Here is a 14,476-nt window from a genome sequence, read left to right on the forward strand (position 1 = left end):
GCAGCTCAAAAATCTGTGGAAACAAGGCCCGCCAGCATAAAGCACAACCACCGAGGCGGACATGCTCCGCCTCGATTGTTACGCCGCTCTGGCCTTGATCGGCAGCCAGATTTCCAGGGTGCCGGTATTGAGTTTCGGGTTGTAATCCTCGCTGTAGCGCTCGAACTCCGGCGCGTCCGCCGCTTCGTGGCCGGACTGCGGCAGCCAAGTGTTCCAGATGTACTGGAAGGTGTCAGGGAGCTGCGTCAGTGACCCTTTGTGCTCAAACACCGCATATTTCTGCGGCTGGATTTCAACCCAGCGGTACTTTTCCGGCAGGTCGTCAAGCTTGTCGATCTGCACCCCGGCGATGTATTCGAAACCGCCCTCACCGTCCGCATTGCAGCAAACGCCGTAGGTTACTTCGTTGACTTGCGCGGGGATTTTTCCCAAGTGCGGGATCAGCTTTTCCCACAACGCGGGAATGTCTTCGGTGGTCTCCTGGGTGAATCGCCCGCCGAAACCGGCAATCAGTAGAAATTGCCCGTGTTCGAAGCGAGGCTCGGTTATCTCGACGCGTTGTTGTTCATCCATGACGCGACTCCTCAGAACGCAAAAGTGGATTCGGCTGGGAGTATAGAAAGCTCGACCCGTTTCGCACGTTTACAGCGAATGCAACTGCTCGACGGCGCCCGAGCCGACAAACTCGTTGTAACCAGAAACAATCACGTACACCGCGAAATAGCAGAAGATCGCCGCCGATGCCAGATAGGAGTAGCGCAGAAGCTTGTCGCCCAGCAGCTTGCCGCCGTGGCTTGCGGCGAAGCACAGACCGGCCGACCACAGCAGCCCGGCGCAGAGAAAGCCGCCCAAAAACAGCGCCGAACTCAACGGACCGCCGCCACCGGATCGGGCGATCAACGTGCCGCCAACAGCAGCGAACCAGAGAATCGCACTGGGCGACGACATGGCGAGAAAAATGCCCCGGAAGAATTCCTTGCGATGGGAGCTCTGCCCCACCTCCGCCGTTTCCGCCAGCAGCGCTTCATGGTGAATCGCCGAGTAAATCATCTTCGCCGCGAAATAGATCAGCAGCGCCGAACCGCCAATCCATAGCACCCAGCGCACGGTTTCGTATTGCAGCAAAACGGTCATGCCGGCCAAGGCCAGCACCGCATAAATCAGGTCGCCGACGCAGGTGCCCAGGCCCAGGGCGAAGCCCTGAAAGTAGCCGCGCTGCATGGCCAGGGTGATCATCGCGATGTTGGCTACGCCGATATCCAGGCACAGCGAAAGGCTCAGCAAGAAGCCGCTGGTGAATTCCATTGACCGATTTTCCTTGAAAAAAATGTTTACAACCGCGCTGGACAGTATGCCATCACTGCCCTTATCTTCCGCCACAGGTCACCGCAGTGACCAGCGTCGCTCGGACGGTTCCGGGCGCTTACGTTATCCGAGGCAACAATGGCCGAACAAGGTTCGCCGCGCCGCTTTGCGCGCATAGATCGACTCCCCCCTTACGTGTTCAACATCACCGCCGAGCTGAAAATGGCCGCTCGCCGCCGTGGTGAAGACATCATCGACCTGAGCATGGGCAATCCCGACGGCGCCACGCCGCCGCACATTGTCGAAAAACTGGTGCAGGTCGCCCAACGTGAGGACACCCACGGTTACTCGACGTCCAAAGGCATTCCGCGCCTGCGCCGAGCGATTTCCAACTGGTACAAGCAGCGCTACGAAGTCGATATCGACCCGGAAAGCGAAGCCATTGTCACCATCGGTTCCAAGGAAGGCCTGGCGCATTTGATGCTCGCGACACTGGACCAGGGCGACACGGTGCTGGTGCCGAACCCGAGCTATCCGATCCACATTTACGGCGCAGTGATTGCCGGCGCTCAGGTGCGTTCGGTGCCGCTGGTGCCGGGGGTGGATTTCTTCGATGAGCTGGAGCGCGCCATTCGCGGTTCGATCCCCAAGCCAAAAATGATGATCCTCGGCTTCCCGTCGAACCCGACCGCGCAGTGCGTGGAGCTGGATTTCTTCGAGCGGGTGATCGCCCTCGCCAAGCAATACGACGTGTTGGTCATCCACGACCTGGCTTATGCCGACATCGTCTACGACGGCTGGAAAGCGCCGTCGATCATGCAGGTGCCGGGGGCCAAGGACATTGCGGTGGAGTTTTTTACCCTGTCCAAGAGCTACAACATGGCCGGCTGGCGCATCGGTTTCATGGTCGGCAACCCGGAATTGGTCAGCGCCCTGGCGCGGATCAAGAGCTACCACGACTACGGCACTTTCACCCCGCTGCAAGTGGCGGCGATTGCCGCGCTGGAAGGCGATCAACAGTGCGTGCGCGACATCGCCGAGCAGTATCGTCAGCGTCGTAACGTGCTGGTCAAAGGCCTGCATGAGCTGGGCTGGATGGTCGAGAATCCGAAGGCTTCGATGTACGTCTGGGCGAAGATTCCCCAGGCGTATGCACATCTGGGTTCGCTGGAGTTTGCCAAGAAACTGCTGGCCGAGGCCAAGGTCTGCGTCTCGCCCGGGGTTGGCTTTGGTGAGTACGGCGATGATCACGTGCGCTTCGCCCTGATCGAAAATCAGGACCGCATTCGTCAGGCCGTGCGCGGGATTCGCGGGATGTTCCGCGCGGATGGCTTGGTTACCAAATAACTGACACGCCTCTGATCGTTCCCACGCTCCGCGTGGGAATGCCTCAAAGGACGCTCTGCGTCCGCTTAGGGACGCGGAGCGTCCCGGGCTACATTTCCCACGCGGAGCGTGGGAACGATCAAGCAGGAAGTCCACGCCCACAAAAAAACCGCATCACTGCGGTTTTTTTGTGCCTGCAAACTGCCGCTTAAACGAACAGCGACAACAGCAGGATAAAGCCCAGGCCGACTACCGACAGAATGGTCTCCATCGCGGTCCAGGTCTTGAAGGTTTCGGCCACGGTCATGTTGAAGTACTGCTTGACCAGCCAGAAACCGGCGTCGTTGACGTGGGACAGAATCAGCGAACCGGCGCCGGTGGCCAGCACCAGCAGCTCACGGTTGACGCCCGGAATCATGCCGACAACCGGCACCACAATGCCAGCGCCAGTGATGGTCGCCACAGTGGCCGAACCGGTTGCAATACGGATCACCGCCGCCACCAGCCAGGCCAGCAGGATCGGCGAGATCTGCGCGCTGACCGCCATGTGGCCGATCACGTCACCCACGCCGCTGGTCACCAGCATCTGCTTGAAGCCACCGCCGGCACCGATGATCAGAATGATCGCAGCGGTAGGCGCCAGGCTTGCGTCGAGCCACTTGAGCATCTGGTTGGAACCGATGCCCTGCTTGTAGCCGAAGGTGTACAGCGACAACAGCAACGCCAGCAGCAGTGCGGAGATCGGGTGGCCGATCATGTCCATCCAGATGCGGAAGAAGTTGCCGTCCGGCAGCGCCACGTCAGCGAAGGTTTTCAGCAGCATCAGGAACACCGGCAGCAGCACGGTGACCAGAGTAATGCTGAAGCTTGGCAGGTTGGCCGAATCGTTTTCACGGGCCAGTTGATCGACCAGCTCCTGATTCGGGTGACCCGGGATGTGCTTGGCGATGAAAGTACCGAAGATCGGACCGGCAATGATGGCGGTCGGCAGCGCGACGATCAGACCGTAGAGAATGGTCTTGCCGATGTCAGCGCCGAATACGCCGATGGCCAGCAGCGGACCCGGGTGCGGCGGTACCAGACCGTGCACCGCAGAGAGGCCGGCGAGCAGCGGGATACCGATTTTGATGATCGATACGCCAGTGCGACGGGCAACGATAAACACCAGCGGAATCAGCAGCACGAAGCCGATTTCGAAGAACAGCGGAATGCCCACCAGGAACGCGGCGAACATCATCGCCCACTGGACTTTGTCCTTGCCGAAGGCGCGGATCAGGGTCTGGGCGATCTGATCGGCGCCGCCGGATTCGGCCATCATTTTGCCGAGCATGGTGCCCAGGGCGAGGATGATGCCGACGAAACCGAGCACGCCACCGAAGCCGTCCTGGAACGCCTTGATGATGGTGTTGATCGGCATGCCGGAAGTCAGGCCAAGAAATGCGGCGGCGATGGTCAGGGCTATGAACGGGTGAATCTTGAATTTGGTGATCAGGATAATCAGGCCGATTACCGTGACCACCGCATCGAGCAGCAGGAACGTCTCGTGGGACATGCCAAACATGGGGGGTGTCTCCTGGATTGTTGTTGTTATTAAAGCGGGTTGAACAGAAGTCGGGAGGACAGCGCTGTCTTTTTCAACATACTCATACCGCCTGTTTCAGACCGTTGGCCTGCCACCAGACGTGAGCCTGCAGGGCCAGCTCTTCGACGCTGTGAATCGAGGCATTGAGCGGCAGAGTCAGCGGCTCGCCCTCGGGCGATTCGAGGGTGGCGAACTGGCTTTCGATCAACGTTGCCGGCATGAAGTGGCCCGGGCGGTGCGATACACGCTCGGCGGCGACTTCCGGAGTCAATTCAAGAAACACGAAACCCAGGCCCGGCAAGGCACTGCGCAGACGTTCGCGATAGCTGTGTTTAAGGGCGGAGCAGGTCAACACCGGGCGTTGGCCTTGGGCATCGACGCGACGCAGTTCATCGCACAGGCTGTCGAGCCAGCCGGCGCGGTCTTCGTCGTTCAGGGGGATCCCCGCGCTCATCTTTTCGATGTTCGCGGCCGGATGAAAAGTATCGCCTTCAATGGCAGTGGCGCCGCTCAATTGGCACAGGGCCTGGCTGACGCACGTCTTGCCGCAACCGGCAACGCCCATGATGACCAGGGCGGTGATGGGATGACTCATATAACACCTCAGCGCGCAGACAGCGCTACCTTTGCTAGCTATGACTCTAGTGCACAGGCAGAAGTTGCCGACGCCTTCTTGTCGTTTTTTTGGGTTGCAGCAGGTTTGTTCCTGACGCCAAAGAGCACTGATCAGGCAGGACCGCGCTCACGCATTTGCAGCTGCATCAGGACAGCGCTACCTTAGTGCCTTGATTTTTGTTTGGCAAGCCGCCCGATGACCTCCCCCAAGAACGATAAAAATACCCGCACCACCGGCCGTCCGACCCTCAACGAAGTAGCCCGCCTGGCCGGCGTCAGCCCGATCACTGCCTCGCGCGCCTTGCGCGGGGTGAGCACGGTAGCCACCGAACTGGTGGAAAAAGTGCAGAAAGCCGCGCTCGAACTCAACTACGTGGTCAACCCCGCCGCCCGCGCACTGGCCTCGGCGCAGAGCCATTCGGTAGTGGTACTCGTGCCGTCGCTGTCCAACCTGCTGTTCATCGACACCCTGGAAGCCATTCATCGGGTGCTGACGCCCAAGGGCTTCGAAGTGCTGATCGGCAACTTCCACTACTCGCGCGATGAAGAAGAAAACCTGCTGCGCAACTACATGGCTTATCAGCCGCGCGGCTTTTTGCTGACCGGGTTTGATCGCACGGAAAGTTCGCGGCGGATGATCGAGGCCAGCAACATTCCTTGCGTGTACATGATGGAGCTCGACAGTGCTGCCGGAGTCAATTGCGTGGGTTTCTCGCAGTTGAGCGCCGGGGAAACTGCCGCCGAACACCTTCTGTCTCGCGGACGCAAGCGCTTGGCCTACATTGGTGCGCAGCTGGATCAGCGCACGTTGTTGCGCGGTGAAGGCTTCCGCAAGGCGTTGCAGAAGGCGGGCCGTTACGACCCGGATCTGGAAGTGCTGACACCGCGTGCTTCGTCGGTGGGCTTGGGTGGCGAGTTGTTCCTGCAATTGCTGGCGGCGCATCCGGATGTTGATGCGATTTTCTTCGGCAACGATGACCTGGCCCAAGGTGCGCTGCTTGAAGCCTTGCGTAACGGCATCAAGATTCCCGAGCAGGTGGCGATCCTCGGTTTCAACGATTTGCCGATGTCCGAGCACATGGTCCCGCGCCTGAGCAGCATCAATACCCCACGCGAGGCGATCGGCCGGCGCGCGGCGGAGCAGATGCTCACGTTGATGGCGGGTAACAAAGTAGCGCGACCTGTGGAGGACATGGGATTTGAGCTGAAGGTGCGCGAGAGTACCTGACCCTTCACAAATGCTGAGTTGAAACACAACCCGTGTGGGAGCGAGCCTGCTCGCGAAAGCGGTGGGTCAGTCAGCATTGATGCAGCTGACACGACGCCTTCGCGAGCAGGCTCGCTCCCACAGGGGATCTCTATCAAATTCAATGGCTGAGCAGGTCCACTAAAGCCTGCGCGCCCTTCTGCAATGGCTGGCTCTTGAGCCACACCGCGTGCACCGGCAGCACCAGGCCATTTTCGATGTTGCGAAAATTCAGCCTTTTCAAACGTCCCGTGTCCAGCCACGGCTGCACCACCGACAGCGGAAAATTACCCCAGCCCAACCCCGCTTCGACCATTTCCATTGCCGTCTCAAGATTGTCCGTACGCCAGTAGGATTCGGCCACCAACGGCCGCGTTTCGCTGATCGGCAAGTCACGGCTGGCGACGATGATCTGCCGCACCTGCACCAGATCTTCGAGAAACACATCACGCCCCTGCAACAACGGGCTGTCCGCCGCCAGCGTGGCGATCATGCGTTCGCTGCCGACAAACTGAAACCGCTCCAGCGCATTCACGCTCAAACCGGCGAACGCCAGGCACACGCTGACCCGGCCACTGTGCAACATCGCCAGCACATCATCCTGCGGCGCAGTCAGCACTTCGATGTCGAGCAACGGATGCCGCTCGGCAATCACCTTGATCGCTGCCAGCAAGCGCCGCCGATCAACGTCCGCAACCACGCCGATCGACAACCTGCTTTCCAGCCCCAGCGACAGCTCCACCGCGTGCACTTGCAGCTGCTTGAGCTGCTCGGCGATCAGTCGCGCGTGCGGCACCAACGACTGCGCCATCGCCGTGGGTTGCGGCTCGCGATGACTGCGGTCGAACAGCGGGTAACCGAGTTCCGCTTCAAGATTGGCAATGCCCATGCTCACCGCGGAGGGCACCTTGCCCAACTGCCGCGCCGCAGCGGAAAACGAGCCGCGTTCGATCACCGCGAGAAACAATTCGATGCTGTCGCTGCTGAAATTCAAATGCCTCACCTATCAATAAAACTGAAAGCTACCGACTTTTTCTGTCAGGTCTATTGAAGCTATCTTTCGCCGCCTTCGCCAGCCCTGCTGGCCAACATTCGGCAAGAAAGAGGTAAATCTGCATGCAAGGCGTGAAACGCAAACTGGTCTACGTGTCGCTCTACGAAGTGATCGGCATGACCTTTTCGGCACTTGGTCTGGCACTGTTATCGGGCACATCGCCGGGCAGCACCGGGCCGCTGGCGGTGATCATCACCAGCATCGCCGTGACCTGGAATTTCATCTACACCTCGCTGTTCGAACGCTGGGAAAGTCGCCAGGTCTCGCGCACCCGCACGGTGAAACGGCGCATCGCCCATGCGGTCGGCTTTCAACTGACGCTGATCGTGTTTCTGATTCCGCTGATTGCGTGGTGGATGAACATCAGCCTGATGCAGGCGTTCCTGCTGGATCTGGCACTTATCATTTTCATCCCGTGCTACACCTTCGTATTCAACTGGCTGTTCGACCGCATTTTCGGCTTGCCGAGCTCGGCGCTGCCGGATTCTGCCGCTGCGACATAAATCGCTAATTCGTAAGCAGATATTGCGAGAAATCAGCGGTTCAACCTGTTAAACCGCTGATAATCACAATCCGCCAACACCGATAGCAGGCTAAGCTTTTCCATCAATAAAAAATGGATCAGCTTATGACTGCTCACACTCCCGCCGCCGCGCCCAGTGATGGCATCGACCCGGTACGCGCCGCCGAAATTTCCGCCCGCATTGATCGGCTGCCTGCCGTTGCTACCATCTGGCGTCTGGTGGCGCTGCTGTCGATCGGCGGTTTTTTCGAACTCTACGATCTGTTCCAGACCGCCTACATCAGTCCTGGGCTGATTCGCGACGGCTTGTTCGCCACGGGCAAGCAAGGCGTGTTCGGTTTCTCCGATCAGGCGGCGTTCGCCTCGGCGACGTTCCTCGGCCTATTCCTCGGTGCCAGCCTGCTCAGTCCGCTGGCGGATCGTTTCGGCCGCCGGGCGATCTTCACCTTCGCGCTGATCTGGTACACGGTGGCGACAGTGCTGATGGGGATTCAGACCTCGGCGCTGGGCATCATCGGCATGCGTTTTCTGGTCGGCATCGGCCTCGGTATCGAGCTGGTGACCATCGACGCTTACCTCTCGGAACTGGTGCCCAAGCGCATGCGCAGCTCGGCGTTCGCCTTTGCGTTTTTCGTGCAGTTCCTCTCGGTGCCGGCGGTGGCTTTGATGTCGTGGTGGCTGGTACCGCAAGCGCCGTTCGGCATTTCCGGCTGGCGTTGGGTGGTGCTGGCCAGCGCGGTGTTTGCGCTGTTTATCTGGTGGCTGCGCAAGCGTCTGCCGGAATCGCCGCGCTGGCTGGCGCAGCATGGTCGCTTTGATGAGGCCAACCGGATCCTCGACCATCTCGAAGCGCGCTGCGCCAAGGATTACGGCAAAGCGCTGGATGCGCCGGAACCGGTGCCCGTCGATGTCGAAGGCAAAGGCCGTTTCGCCGATATCTGGCAGCCGCCGTACCGCCGCCGCGCGTTGATGCTGATCGTCTTCCACATCTTTCAGGCGATCGGTTTCTTCGGTTTCGGCAACTGGTTGCCGGCGCTGCTTTCGGGGCAAGGCGTGAGCGTCACCCACAGTTTGATGTACGCCTTCATCATCACCCTCGCCTACCCGCTCGGGCCGTTGCTGTTTGTGAAGTTCGCCAACCGCTTCGAAAACAAATGGCAGATCGTCGGCTCGGCCCTCGGCGCGATGACCTTCGGCACCCTGTTCGCCCTGCAGAGCAGCGCGTTCGGGCTGATTTTCTGCGGGGTTATGATCACCTTCTGCAACGCCTGGCTGAGCTTCAGTTATCACTCCTACCAGAGCGAACTGTTCCCGACCAACATCCGCGCCCGCGCGGTCGGGTTCTGCTATTCGTTCAGTCGCTTGTCGACGGTGTTCAGCAGTCTGCTGATCGGCATGTTCCTGGATAATTTCGGCACGCCGGGGGTACTGGCGTTTATCGTCAGCAGCATGCTGATCGTGATGCTGACCATCGGCTGGTTCGGCCCACGAACGCGTAATCTGGCGTTGGAGAATATTGCTCATCGCTGATGGCTAACACATGACTCAACTGTGGGAGCGAGCCTGCTCGCGAAGGCGTCGTGTCAGTGGCTATAGGCTTGACTGACACCACGCTTTCGCGAGCAGGCTCGCTCCCACATTGGCTATTGGTGACGTTGAACAGCTCAGTTCAATTGCAGGGTTTCATTGAACTGACTGATCGCATCCACCACATGCCGCGAGCCCTGCTGAATCTCGAGGATCACCTCGCCCGCCTCGTTCGCCAGCTCCACGCCCAACCCGGTGCGGCTCAGGCTCGACTGCATGCTCGATACCGCGCTCAGCGACAGGTCGTGGTTCTTGCGCACCACGTCGACAATTTCCAGAGTGGCCTGACTGGTCCGCGCGGCGAGACTGCGCACCTCATCGGCGACGACGGCAAAACCGCGTCCATGCTCACCGGCGCGCGCCGCTTCGATCGCTGCATTGAGTGCCAGCAGGTTGGTCTGGTCGGCAATGCCGCGAATGGTCTGGACGATGGTGCCGATGATGTCCGACTGTTTGCTGACCGCATCGATGCTCACCGCCGCTTCGTTCAGATCGCGGGAAATGTCCTGAATGATCTGCACGGTCTGCTGCACGACTTGTGAGCCTTTTTGCGCGCAGGCGTCGTTTTGTACCGAGGTGCTGTGGGCCGATTCCGCAGCGTTTTGCAGGGTGGTCATCTGCCGGGTGATGTCGCTGGCGAACTTGACCACTTTGTACAAGCGGCCCTTGGCGTCGAACAGCGGGTTATACGAGGCTTCCAGATAAACCATCTGGCCGGACTTGTTCTTGCGTTCGAAACGGTGCGAGTGATATTCGCCGCGATTGAGCGAAGCCCAGAAAGCTTTGTATTGCGCGGATTCGGCTTCGGCACGGTGACAGAACACGCTGTGGTGCTGGCCGACAATTTCAGGGTGCGCGTACTGCATGGTCTGCAGAAAGTTGTCGTTGGCGCGGATGACATTGCCTTCGGGAGTGAACTCGATCACCGCCATGGAACGACCGATCGCCGCCAGCATGGCTTCTTCTTCATGTTCTTTGTTGATGCGCGCGGTGATGTCCGCCGCGACCTTGATCACACTTCTGACCTGTTTGTCGGGCCCGAACACCGGCATGTAACTGGCTTCAAGCCAGATCTCCCGGCCGCTCTTGTTCAGGCGCAGAAAAGTGCCGCTGAGCGGTTCACCACGGGCCAGGTCACGCCACAACTTCGCGTAGTCCTCGCTGCGGTAGAAGCTTTCTTCACAGAAGATCCGATGGTGTTTGCCGCGCACTTCTTCGGCGCTGTAGCCCATGGTCTTGCAGAAGTTCTCGTTGGCGTCGAGGACGATGCCGTCCGGGGTGAACTCGATCATCGCCATCGAGCGGCTGATTGCCTCAATTTTCGCGTTGGCCTCGGTCAGCGCACAGCTGAAACGCTCGATTTCCCGCAGGTCAGCCTTGTGATGTAGGTTGAACATGGTTGTATCACCTTCCGCGCGTTCTTTTGATTTGATGAAAGTTCAGGTCTTGCAAGATCCATCACTACGTTCCACAGAACAGGCACACGCCTTCCTCCACAGGAGGAAGTTGTCAGGTGATAAATGATGATCAATCGGAGGGTCCCTGCAGCGACGCTCTGATCAAGACATCCTTTTCTTGATAGCCCGCAAGCGGGCCAGCCCTAACGCGTAGAAGAACTTCCATTTAGATGACGCTCCTTGTTGGTTCAGTGTCGGTGCCTTGGATTGCGCACTCTGGCAGCATGAATCACGGACCAATCTGGTACCGCCGCCCTGTTGGCATGACGGTCGACATGGTTAGTTACCTGCAAAGCATAGCCATCCCGACGCCGGGCGCAAGGCCACTAGTCGGCCAGTATCTGGCATTTTTTGCACAAGAAACGGTTCAGCGCGGGAAACAGTGTGGTGAAAACGGACGTTTTCGCCAGCGAGGCGGGAGCCCGTGAACCGGGCTTCCGCATGGTTTGATCAATGGCCGAAAATATCGACCTTCTTGGCTTTCTTCTCTGCGCGTTTTTCGATGGCGGTCTTGGCCGGTTTCTTCTTCGCGGCTTTCTTTGAATCCATACCTTTGGACATGATCGGTACTCCACTCACAGGGGTGTGAGTTCAGGTATACACCTATCCCGAAGCGCGCGTTCTTTTATAATCGGCGCTTTTCGCAGCGACAGCCCGAACCATGTCCGATATCCACTACAGCCAGCTCGACGAATCGTTGTGGCCGCTGATGAACAAGTTCTACCGCAGCCACCAGTCGTCGATGAAAGCCGTGCGCGAGGCACAGTTGTGGGTAGCGCGGCGCGGCGAGATCGTTGCGGCGCTGTGCCTGCGGCCGGTAGCGGGCGGGCATTGGCTGACGGGGGTGTTTGTTGATCCGGGGTGTCGCGAGCAGGGAATTGCTGCGCAACTGATCGCTGCGGCGGTTGCTAAGGTGGACGAGCCGGTGTGGCTGTTTTGCCATCCTGATTTGCGCGGTTTTTATGAGCGACGCGGGTTCAGCTTCGATCCGCCGCTGCCGCAGGCGATGGCCGAACGGTTGAGCCGGTATGCGCGGAGCAAGCCGATGATTGCGATGGAACTCAATCCCGCAGATTTACGCTGAACTCTTGTGGGAGCGAGCCTGCTCGCGAATGCGGTGTGTCAGCGCCGAAGTTGGTTCTGATACTCCGCGTTCGCGAGCAGGCTCGCTCCCACAGGGGTTGATGGTGTTCTGACAATCAGTCGTCAGCCATGGGATCAAGGTCCGGAAACAGCACTTCGGTAAAACCGAATTTGCTGAAATCGGTAATCCGCGACGGATACAGCCGGCCGATCAGGTGATCGCATTCATGCTGCACCACCCGTGCATGAAACCCCGAGGCCACGCGCATGATCGGCTCGCCCTTGGGATCAAAGCCTTCGTAGCGAATCTGCTGATAACGCTCCACCGCGCCGCGCAGCCCCGGCACCGAAAGACAGCCTTCGAAGCCCTCTTCCATCAGTGGATTCAACGGCGTGATCAGCGGATTGATCAGGATCGTCTGCGGCACTGCTTCAGCATCCGGGTAACGCTCGCTGTGTTCGAAGCCGAAGATCACCAGTTGCAGGTCGACGCCGATCTGCGGCGCCGCGAGGCCAACGCCGCCGACGCTTTCCATGGTCTGGAACATGTCGTCGATCAATTGCCAGAGCTCGGCGCTGTTGAACATTTCCGGTGGTACCGGCGCGGCGATGCGCAGCAGGCGCTCATCACCCATTTTCAGAATTTCACGAATCATGGTCGCGCTTCGTCAGTGTCCGGCTTGAGCGAATGATCGCGGCCCAGGCCCGAGACGTGTTGTTTGGTGGATTCGTCGGGCTCGCCAGGGGCCTTTTCGCCCTTGTCCTTGCCTTCGGCGGACATGTGCTCGATCACTGCATTCATTTCTGCGCCGAGCAACAGCACCGCCGCGGAAATATAGAAATACAGCAAGAGCACGATGATCGCCCCGATGCTGCCATACATCGCGTTGTAGTTGGCGAAGGTTTTCACGTAAAAGGCAAACCCCAACGAGGCTAGGATCCACACCACTACAGCCAGCACCGAACCTGGGGTGATGAAGCGGAAGTCCTGTTTGACGTCGGGCATCACGTAATAGATCAGCGCCACCGCGACCATCATCAGAATCACGATCACCGGCCAGCGCGCAATCGTCCACACCGTGACGATGAAGTCTTCCAGCCCCACTTGTGCGGCAATCCAGCCCATCACCTGCGGCCCGAGCACCATCAGCGCAGCGGCGATCAGCAGCATGCCGGCGATGCCGACGGTGTAGACGATCGACAAAGGGAAACGCTTCCAGATCGGCCGGCCTTCGACCACGTCATAAGCGGCGTTCATCGCGCTCATCATCAGGCGCACGCCGGCGGACGCGGTGTACAGGGCGATCACGATACCGATCGACAGCAGGCCACCCTTGGATTGCTGCAACTGATCGATCACCGGGTTGACCTGCTCCAGCGCCTGCGGCGGCAGCACCAGTTCGGATTGCAGACGCAGCCAGGAGAAGAAATCCGGCAGGTGCAGGAAACCGATCAGGGCGATCAGGAAAAGAATGAACGGGAAGAGCGAGAACAGCATCTGGTAGGCCAGTGCCGAGGCGTAGGTCGACATTTCGTCATCGACGAACTCAGTGACCGTGCGCACCATCACCCGGTGCAGGGGCAGACCTTTCATGTCCGGGAATATCATTCGCGTCTCCTTGCGCCGCAAAAGGTTGAAGTCGTGGCGACTCAGGGGCCGTTTTTTACCTCAAGGTAGCCTAGTTGACGAGCCTTTGGCGGATGACCGCAGGGTTCTGATACAAAAACGGCCATCCTTGGATGGCCGCTCGTATGATTCGTTCAAGGCTCGCTTACGCCTTGTCGACGCCCTTTTTCACAGCGTCCTTGGCGTTGCCGACCGCTTGCTGGGCTTCACCTTTTTTCTCTTGAACCTTGCCTTCGGCACGCATCTTATCGTTGTCAGTAGCTTTGCCGACGCCTTGCTTGATATTGCCGACGGCTTCGTTGGCCATGCCTTTTACTTTATCGCCTGTGCTACTCATGGTGTTTCTCCGTGAAGCATAAAGGGAAGAAAAGTCATTACGTAACGATTGACCGGTGCGCTTTGCGCCGAGTTTCATTTATTTTGCCGGCATTTCGTCGTGGCAAGCAGGTTGCGCTTTATGTTTGCCGGCGTTGCCCCGAGAATGCTCAGCCTACGGGCGCTGAGCCCGGCACACCGATTCGCAGGAATGTCATGAAGCTCAATAAAACCCAGGCCATCGCCCGTCGCAACCAGGAACTGGGCGGCGCCGTGCTCGGCACCAACAACTGCCACTTCGCCGAACTGAACCGTAACCGCAACATCTGGTGGTTCGACCTGCCGGTGTCGCGTCTGGCCATCGGTCAGTACGAGTGGATTCACTTGCTGCTGCACACCCCGGCCACCGATGAGTTGCTGCACCTGAAAGTGCCGACGGTGTTCCTGCGCGAAAAGCTCGAAGGTTTGGTGATTCGCAACGAAGGCAAACGCAAGGCAGCGCTGAGCCTGGAATTGAGTGCGGACAAGGATTCGTATCTGCAGGACATGCGACCGGCGGGGACCAATGTGAATTTTGCACCGTTTCGTCAGTAATATTGGCGGCGCGGCCCGTTCCCCTCACCCTAGCCCTCTCCCAGAGGGAGAGGGGACTGACCGAGTTGCTCTCGCGGAATATGCCAACCTGAAATATCCAGCCGAACTCAAGATCCGAATTATCCCTGATCGGCTCCCTCTCCCTCTGGGAGAGGGCTGGGG

The 14,476-nt window shown here is 59.1% G+C and carries 15 protein-coding genes; 6 read left to right on the plus strand and 9 right to left on the minus strand.

Features of this window, described 5'->3' with window-relative positions:
- Positions 1-78: 78 nt before the first annotated feature.
- A complete protein-coding gene (locus tag D8U82_RS12795) occupies positions 79-573 on the minus strand; it encodes a GyrI-like domain-containing protein (RefSeq protein WP_125926446.1) in 495 nt (164 codons plus the stop codon).
- A gap of 69 nt (positions 574-642) precedes the next feature.
- A complete protein-coding gene (locus D8U82_RS12800; RefSeq protein WP_130888996.1) occupies positions 643-1,305 on the minus strand; it encodes a LysE family translocator in 663 nt (220 codons plus the stop codon).
- 138 nt (positions 1,306-1,443) lie between these two features.
- On the opposite strand from D8U82_RS12800, the gene alaC reads away from it, so the two are divergent.
- The gene (gene alaC / locus D8U82_RS12805; RefSeq protein WP_016773552.1) at positions 1,444-2,652 is read left to right on the plus strand and encodes an alanine transaminase; all 1,209 of its coding nucleotides are present in this window, start codon (positions 1,444-1,446) and stop codon (positions 2,650-2,652) included.
- Between the two features lie 187 nt (positions 2,653-2,839).
- Here alaC and D8U82_RS12810 read toward each other — a convergent pair whose 3' ends face one another.
- Together D8U82_RS12810 and D8U82_RS12815 are read right to left on the minus strand one after the other, a co-directional pair.
- The gene (locus D8U82_RS12810; RefSeq protein WP_016773551.1) at positions 2,840-4,192 is read right to left on the minus strand and encodes a GntP family permease; all 1,353 of its coding nucleotides are present in this window, start codon (positions 4,190-4,192) and stop codon (positions 2,840-2,842) included.
- 82 nt (positions 4,193-4,274) lie between these two features.
- On the minus strand, positions 4,275-4,808 hold the full coding sequence (locus D8U82_RS12815; RefSeq protein ID WP_110602466.1) for a gluconokinase: 534 nt from the start codon (positions 4,806-4,808) through the stop codon (positions 4,275-4,277).
- Positions 4,809-5,024: 216 nt separating this feature from the next.
- Here D8U82_RS12815 and D8U82_RS12820 point away from each other — a divergent pair, with 216 nt between their 5' ends.
- Complete coding sequence (locus D8U82_RS12820) at positions 5,025-6,056, plus strand: LacI family DNA-binding transcriptional regulator (RefSeq protein WP_024014046.1); 1,032 nt, start codon at positions 5,025-5,027, stop codon at positions 6,054-6,056.
- Positions 6,057-6,195: 139 nt separating this feature from the next.
- Here the strand turns inward: D8U82_RS12820 and D8U82_RS12825 are convergent, their stop codons facing one another.
- Entirely contained in the window at positions 6,196-7,068 is an 873-nt protein-coding gene (locus D8U82_RS12825) for a LysR family transcriptional regulator (RefSeq protein ID WP_122746795.1), read from the minus strand.
- Positions 7,069-7,190: 122 nt separating this feature from the next.
- Between D8U82_RS12825 and D8U82_RS12830 the strand changes: the two genes are divergently transcribed.
- Positions 7,191-7,631 carry a PACE efflux transporter gene (locus D8U82_RS12830; protein WP_130902301.1) on the plus strand — a complete coding sequence of 147 codons (441 nt, stop codon included), beginning with the start codon at positions 7,191-7,193 and terminating at the stop codon, positions 7,629-7,631.
- Between the two features lie 125 nt (positions 7,632-7,756).
- Positions 7,757-9,181 carry an MFS transporter gene (locus D8U82_RS12835; protein WP_051600532.1) on the plus strand — a complete coding sequence of 475 codons (1,425 nt, stop codon included), beginning with the start codon at positions 7,757-7,759 and terminating at the stop codon, positions 9,179-9,181.
- A 134-nt stretch (positions 9,182-9,315) separates the two neighbouring features.
- Here D8U82_RS12835 and D8U82_RS28595 read toward each other — a convergent pair whose 3' ends face one another.
- On the minus strand, positions 9,316-10,635 hold the full coding sequence (locus D8U82_RS28595; protein WP_130902302.1) for a PAS domain-containing methyl-accepting chemotaxis protein: 1,320 nt from the start codon (positions 10,633-10,635) through the stop codon (positions 9,316-9,318).
- A gap of 721 nt (positions 10,636-11,356) precedes the next feature.
- Between D8U82_RS28595 and D8U82_RS12850 the strand changes: the two genes are divergently transcribed.
- The gene (locus D8U82_RS12850; RefSeq protein ID WP_125926440.1) at positions 11,357-11,779 is read left to right on the plus strand and encodes a GNAT family N-acetyltransferase; all 423 of its coding nucleotides are present in this window, start codon (positions 11,357-11,359) and stop codon (positions 11,777-11,779) included.
- 115 nt (positions 11,780-11,894) lie between these two features.
- Here the strand turns inward: D8U82_RS12850 and def are convergent, their stop codons facing one another.
- From def to D8U82_RS12865, 3 genes are all read right to left on the minus strand, one after another.
- Entirely contained in the window at positions 11,895-12,434 is a 540-nt protein-coding gene (def, locus tag D8U82_RS12855) for a peptide deformylase (RefSeq protein WP_130902303.1), read from the minus strand.
- Positions 12,431-13,387, minus strand: a complete 957-nt coding sequence (locus D8U82_RS12860; protein ID WP_123443670.1) for a YihY/virulence factor BrkB family protein — start codon at positions 13,385-13,387, stop codon at positions 12,431-12,433. The genes def and D8U82_RS12860 overlap by 4 nt, the downstream gene beginning before the upstream one ends.
- A 163-nt stretch (positions 13,388-13,550) precedes the next feature.
- Positions 13,551-13,742, minus strand: a complete 192-nt coding sequence (locus D8U82_RS12865; protein WP_016775518.1) for a CsbD family protein — start codon at positions 13,740-13,742, stop codon at positions 13,551-13,553.
- A gap of 194 nt (positions 13,743-13,936) precedes the next feature.
- On the opposite strand from D8U82_RS12865, the gene D8U82_RS12870 reads away from it, so the two are divergent.
- A complete protein-coding gene (locus tag D8U82_RS12870) occupies positions 13,937-14,314 on the plus strand; it encodes a hypothetical protein (protein WP_016775519.1) in 378 nt (125 codons plus the stop codon).
- Positions 14,315-14,476: the final 162 nt, after the last annotated feature.

Origin of the sequence: Pseudomonas sp. Sample_23, from assembly GCF_004307595.1 — a bacterium.
Classification (GTDB): domain Bacteria; phylum Pseudomonadota; class Gammaproteobacteria; order Pseudomonadales; family Pseudomonadaceae; genus Aquipseudomonas; species Aquipseudomonas atacamensis.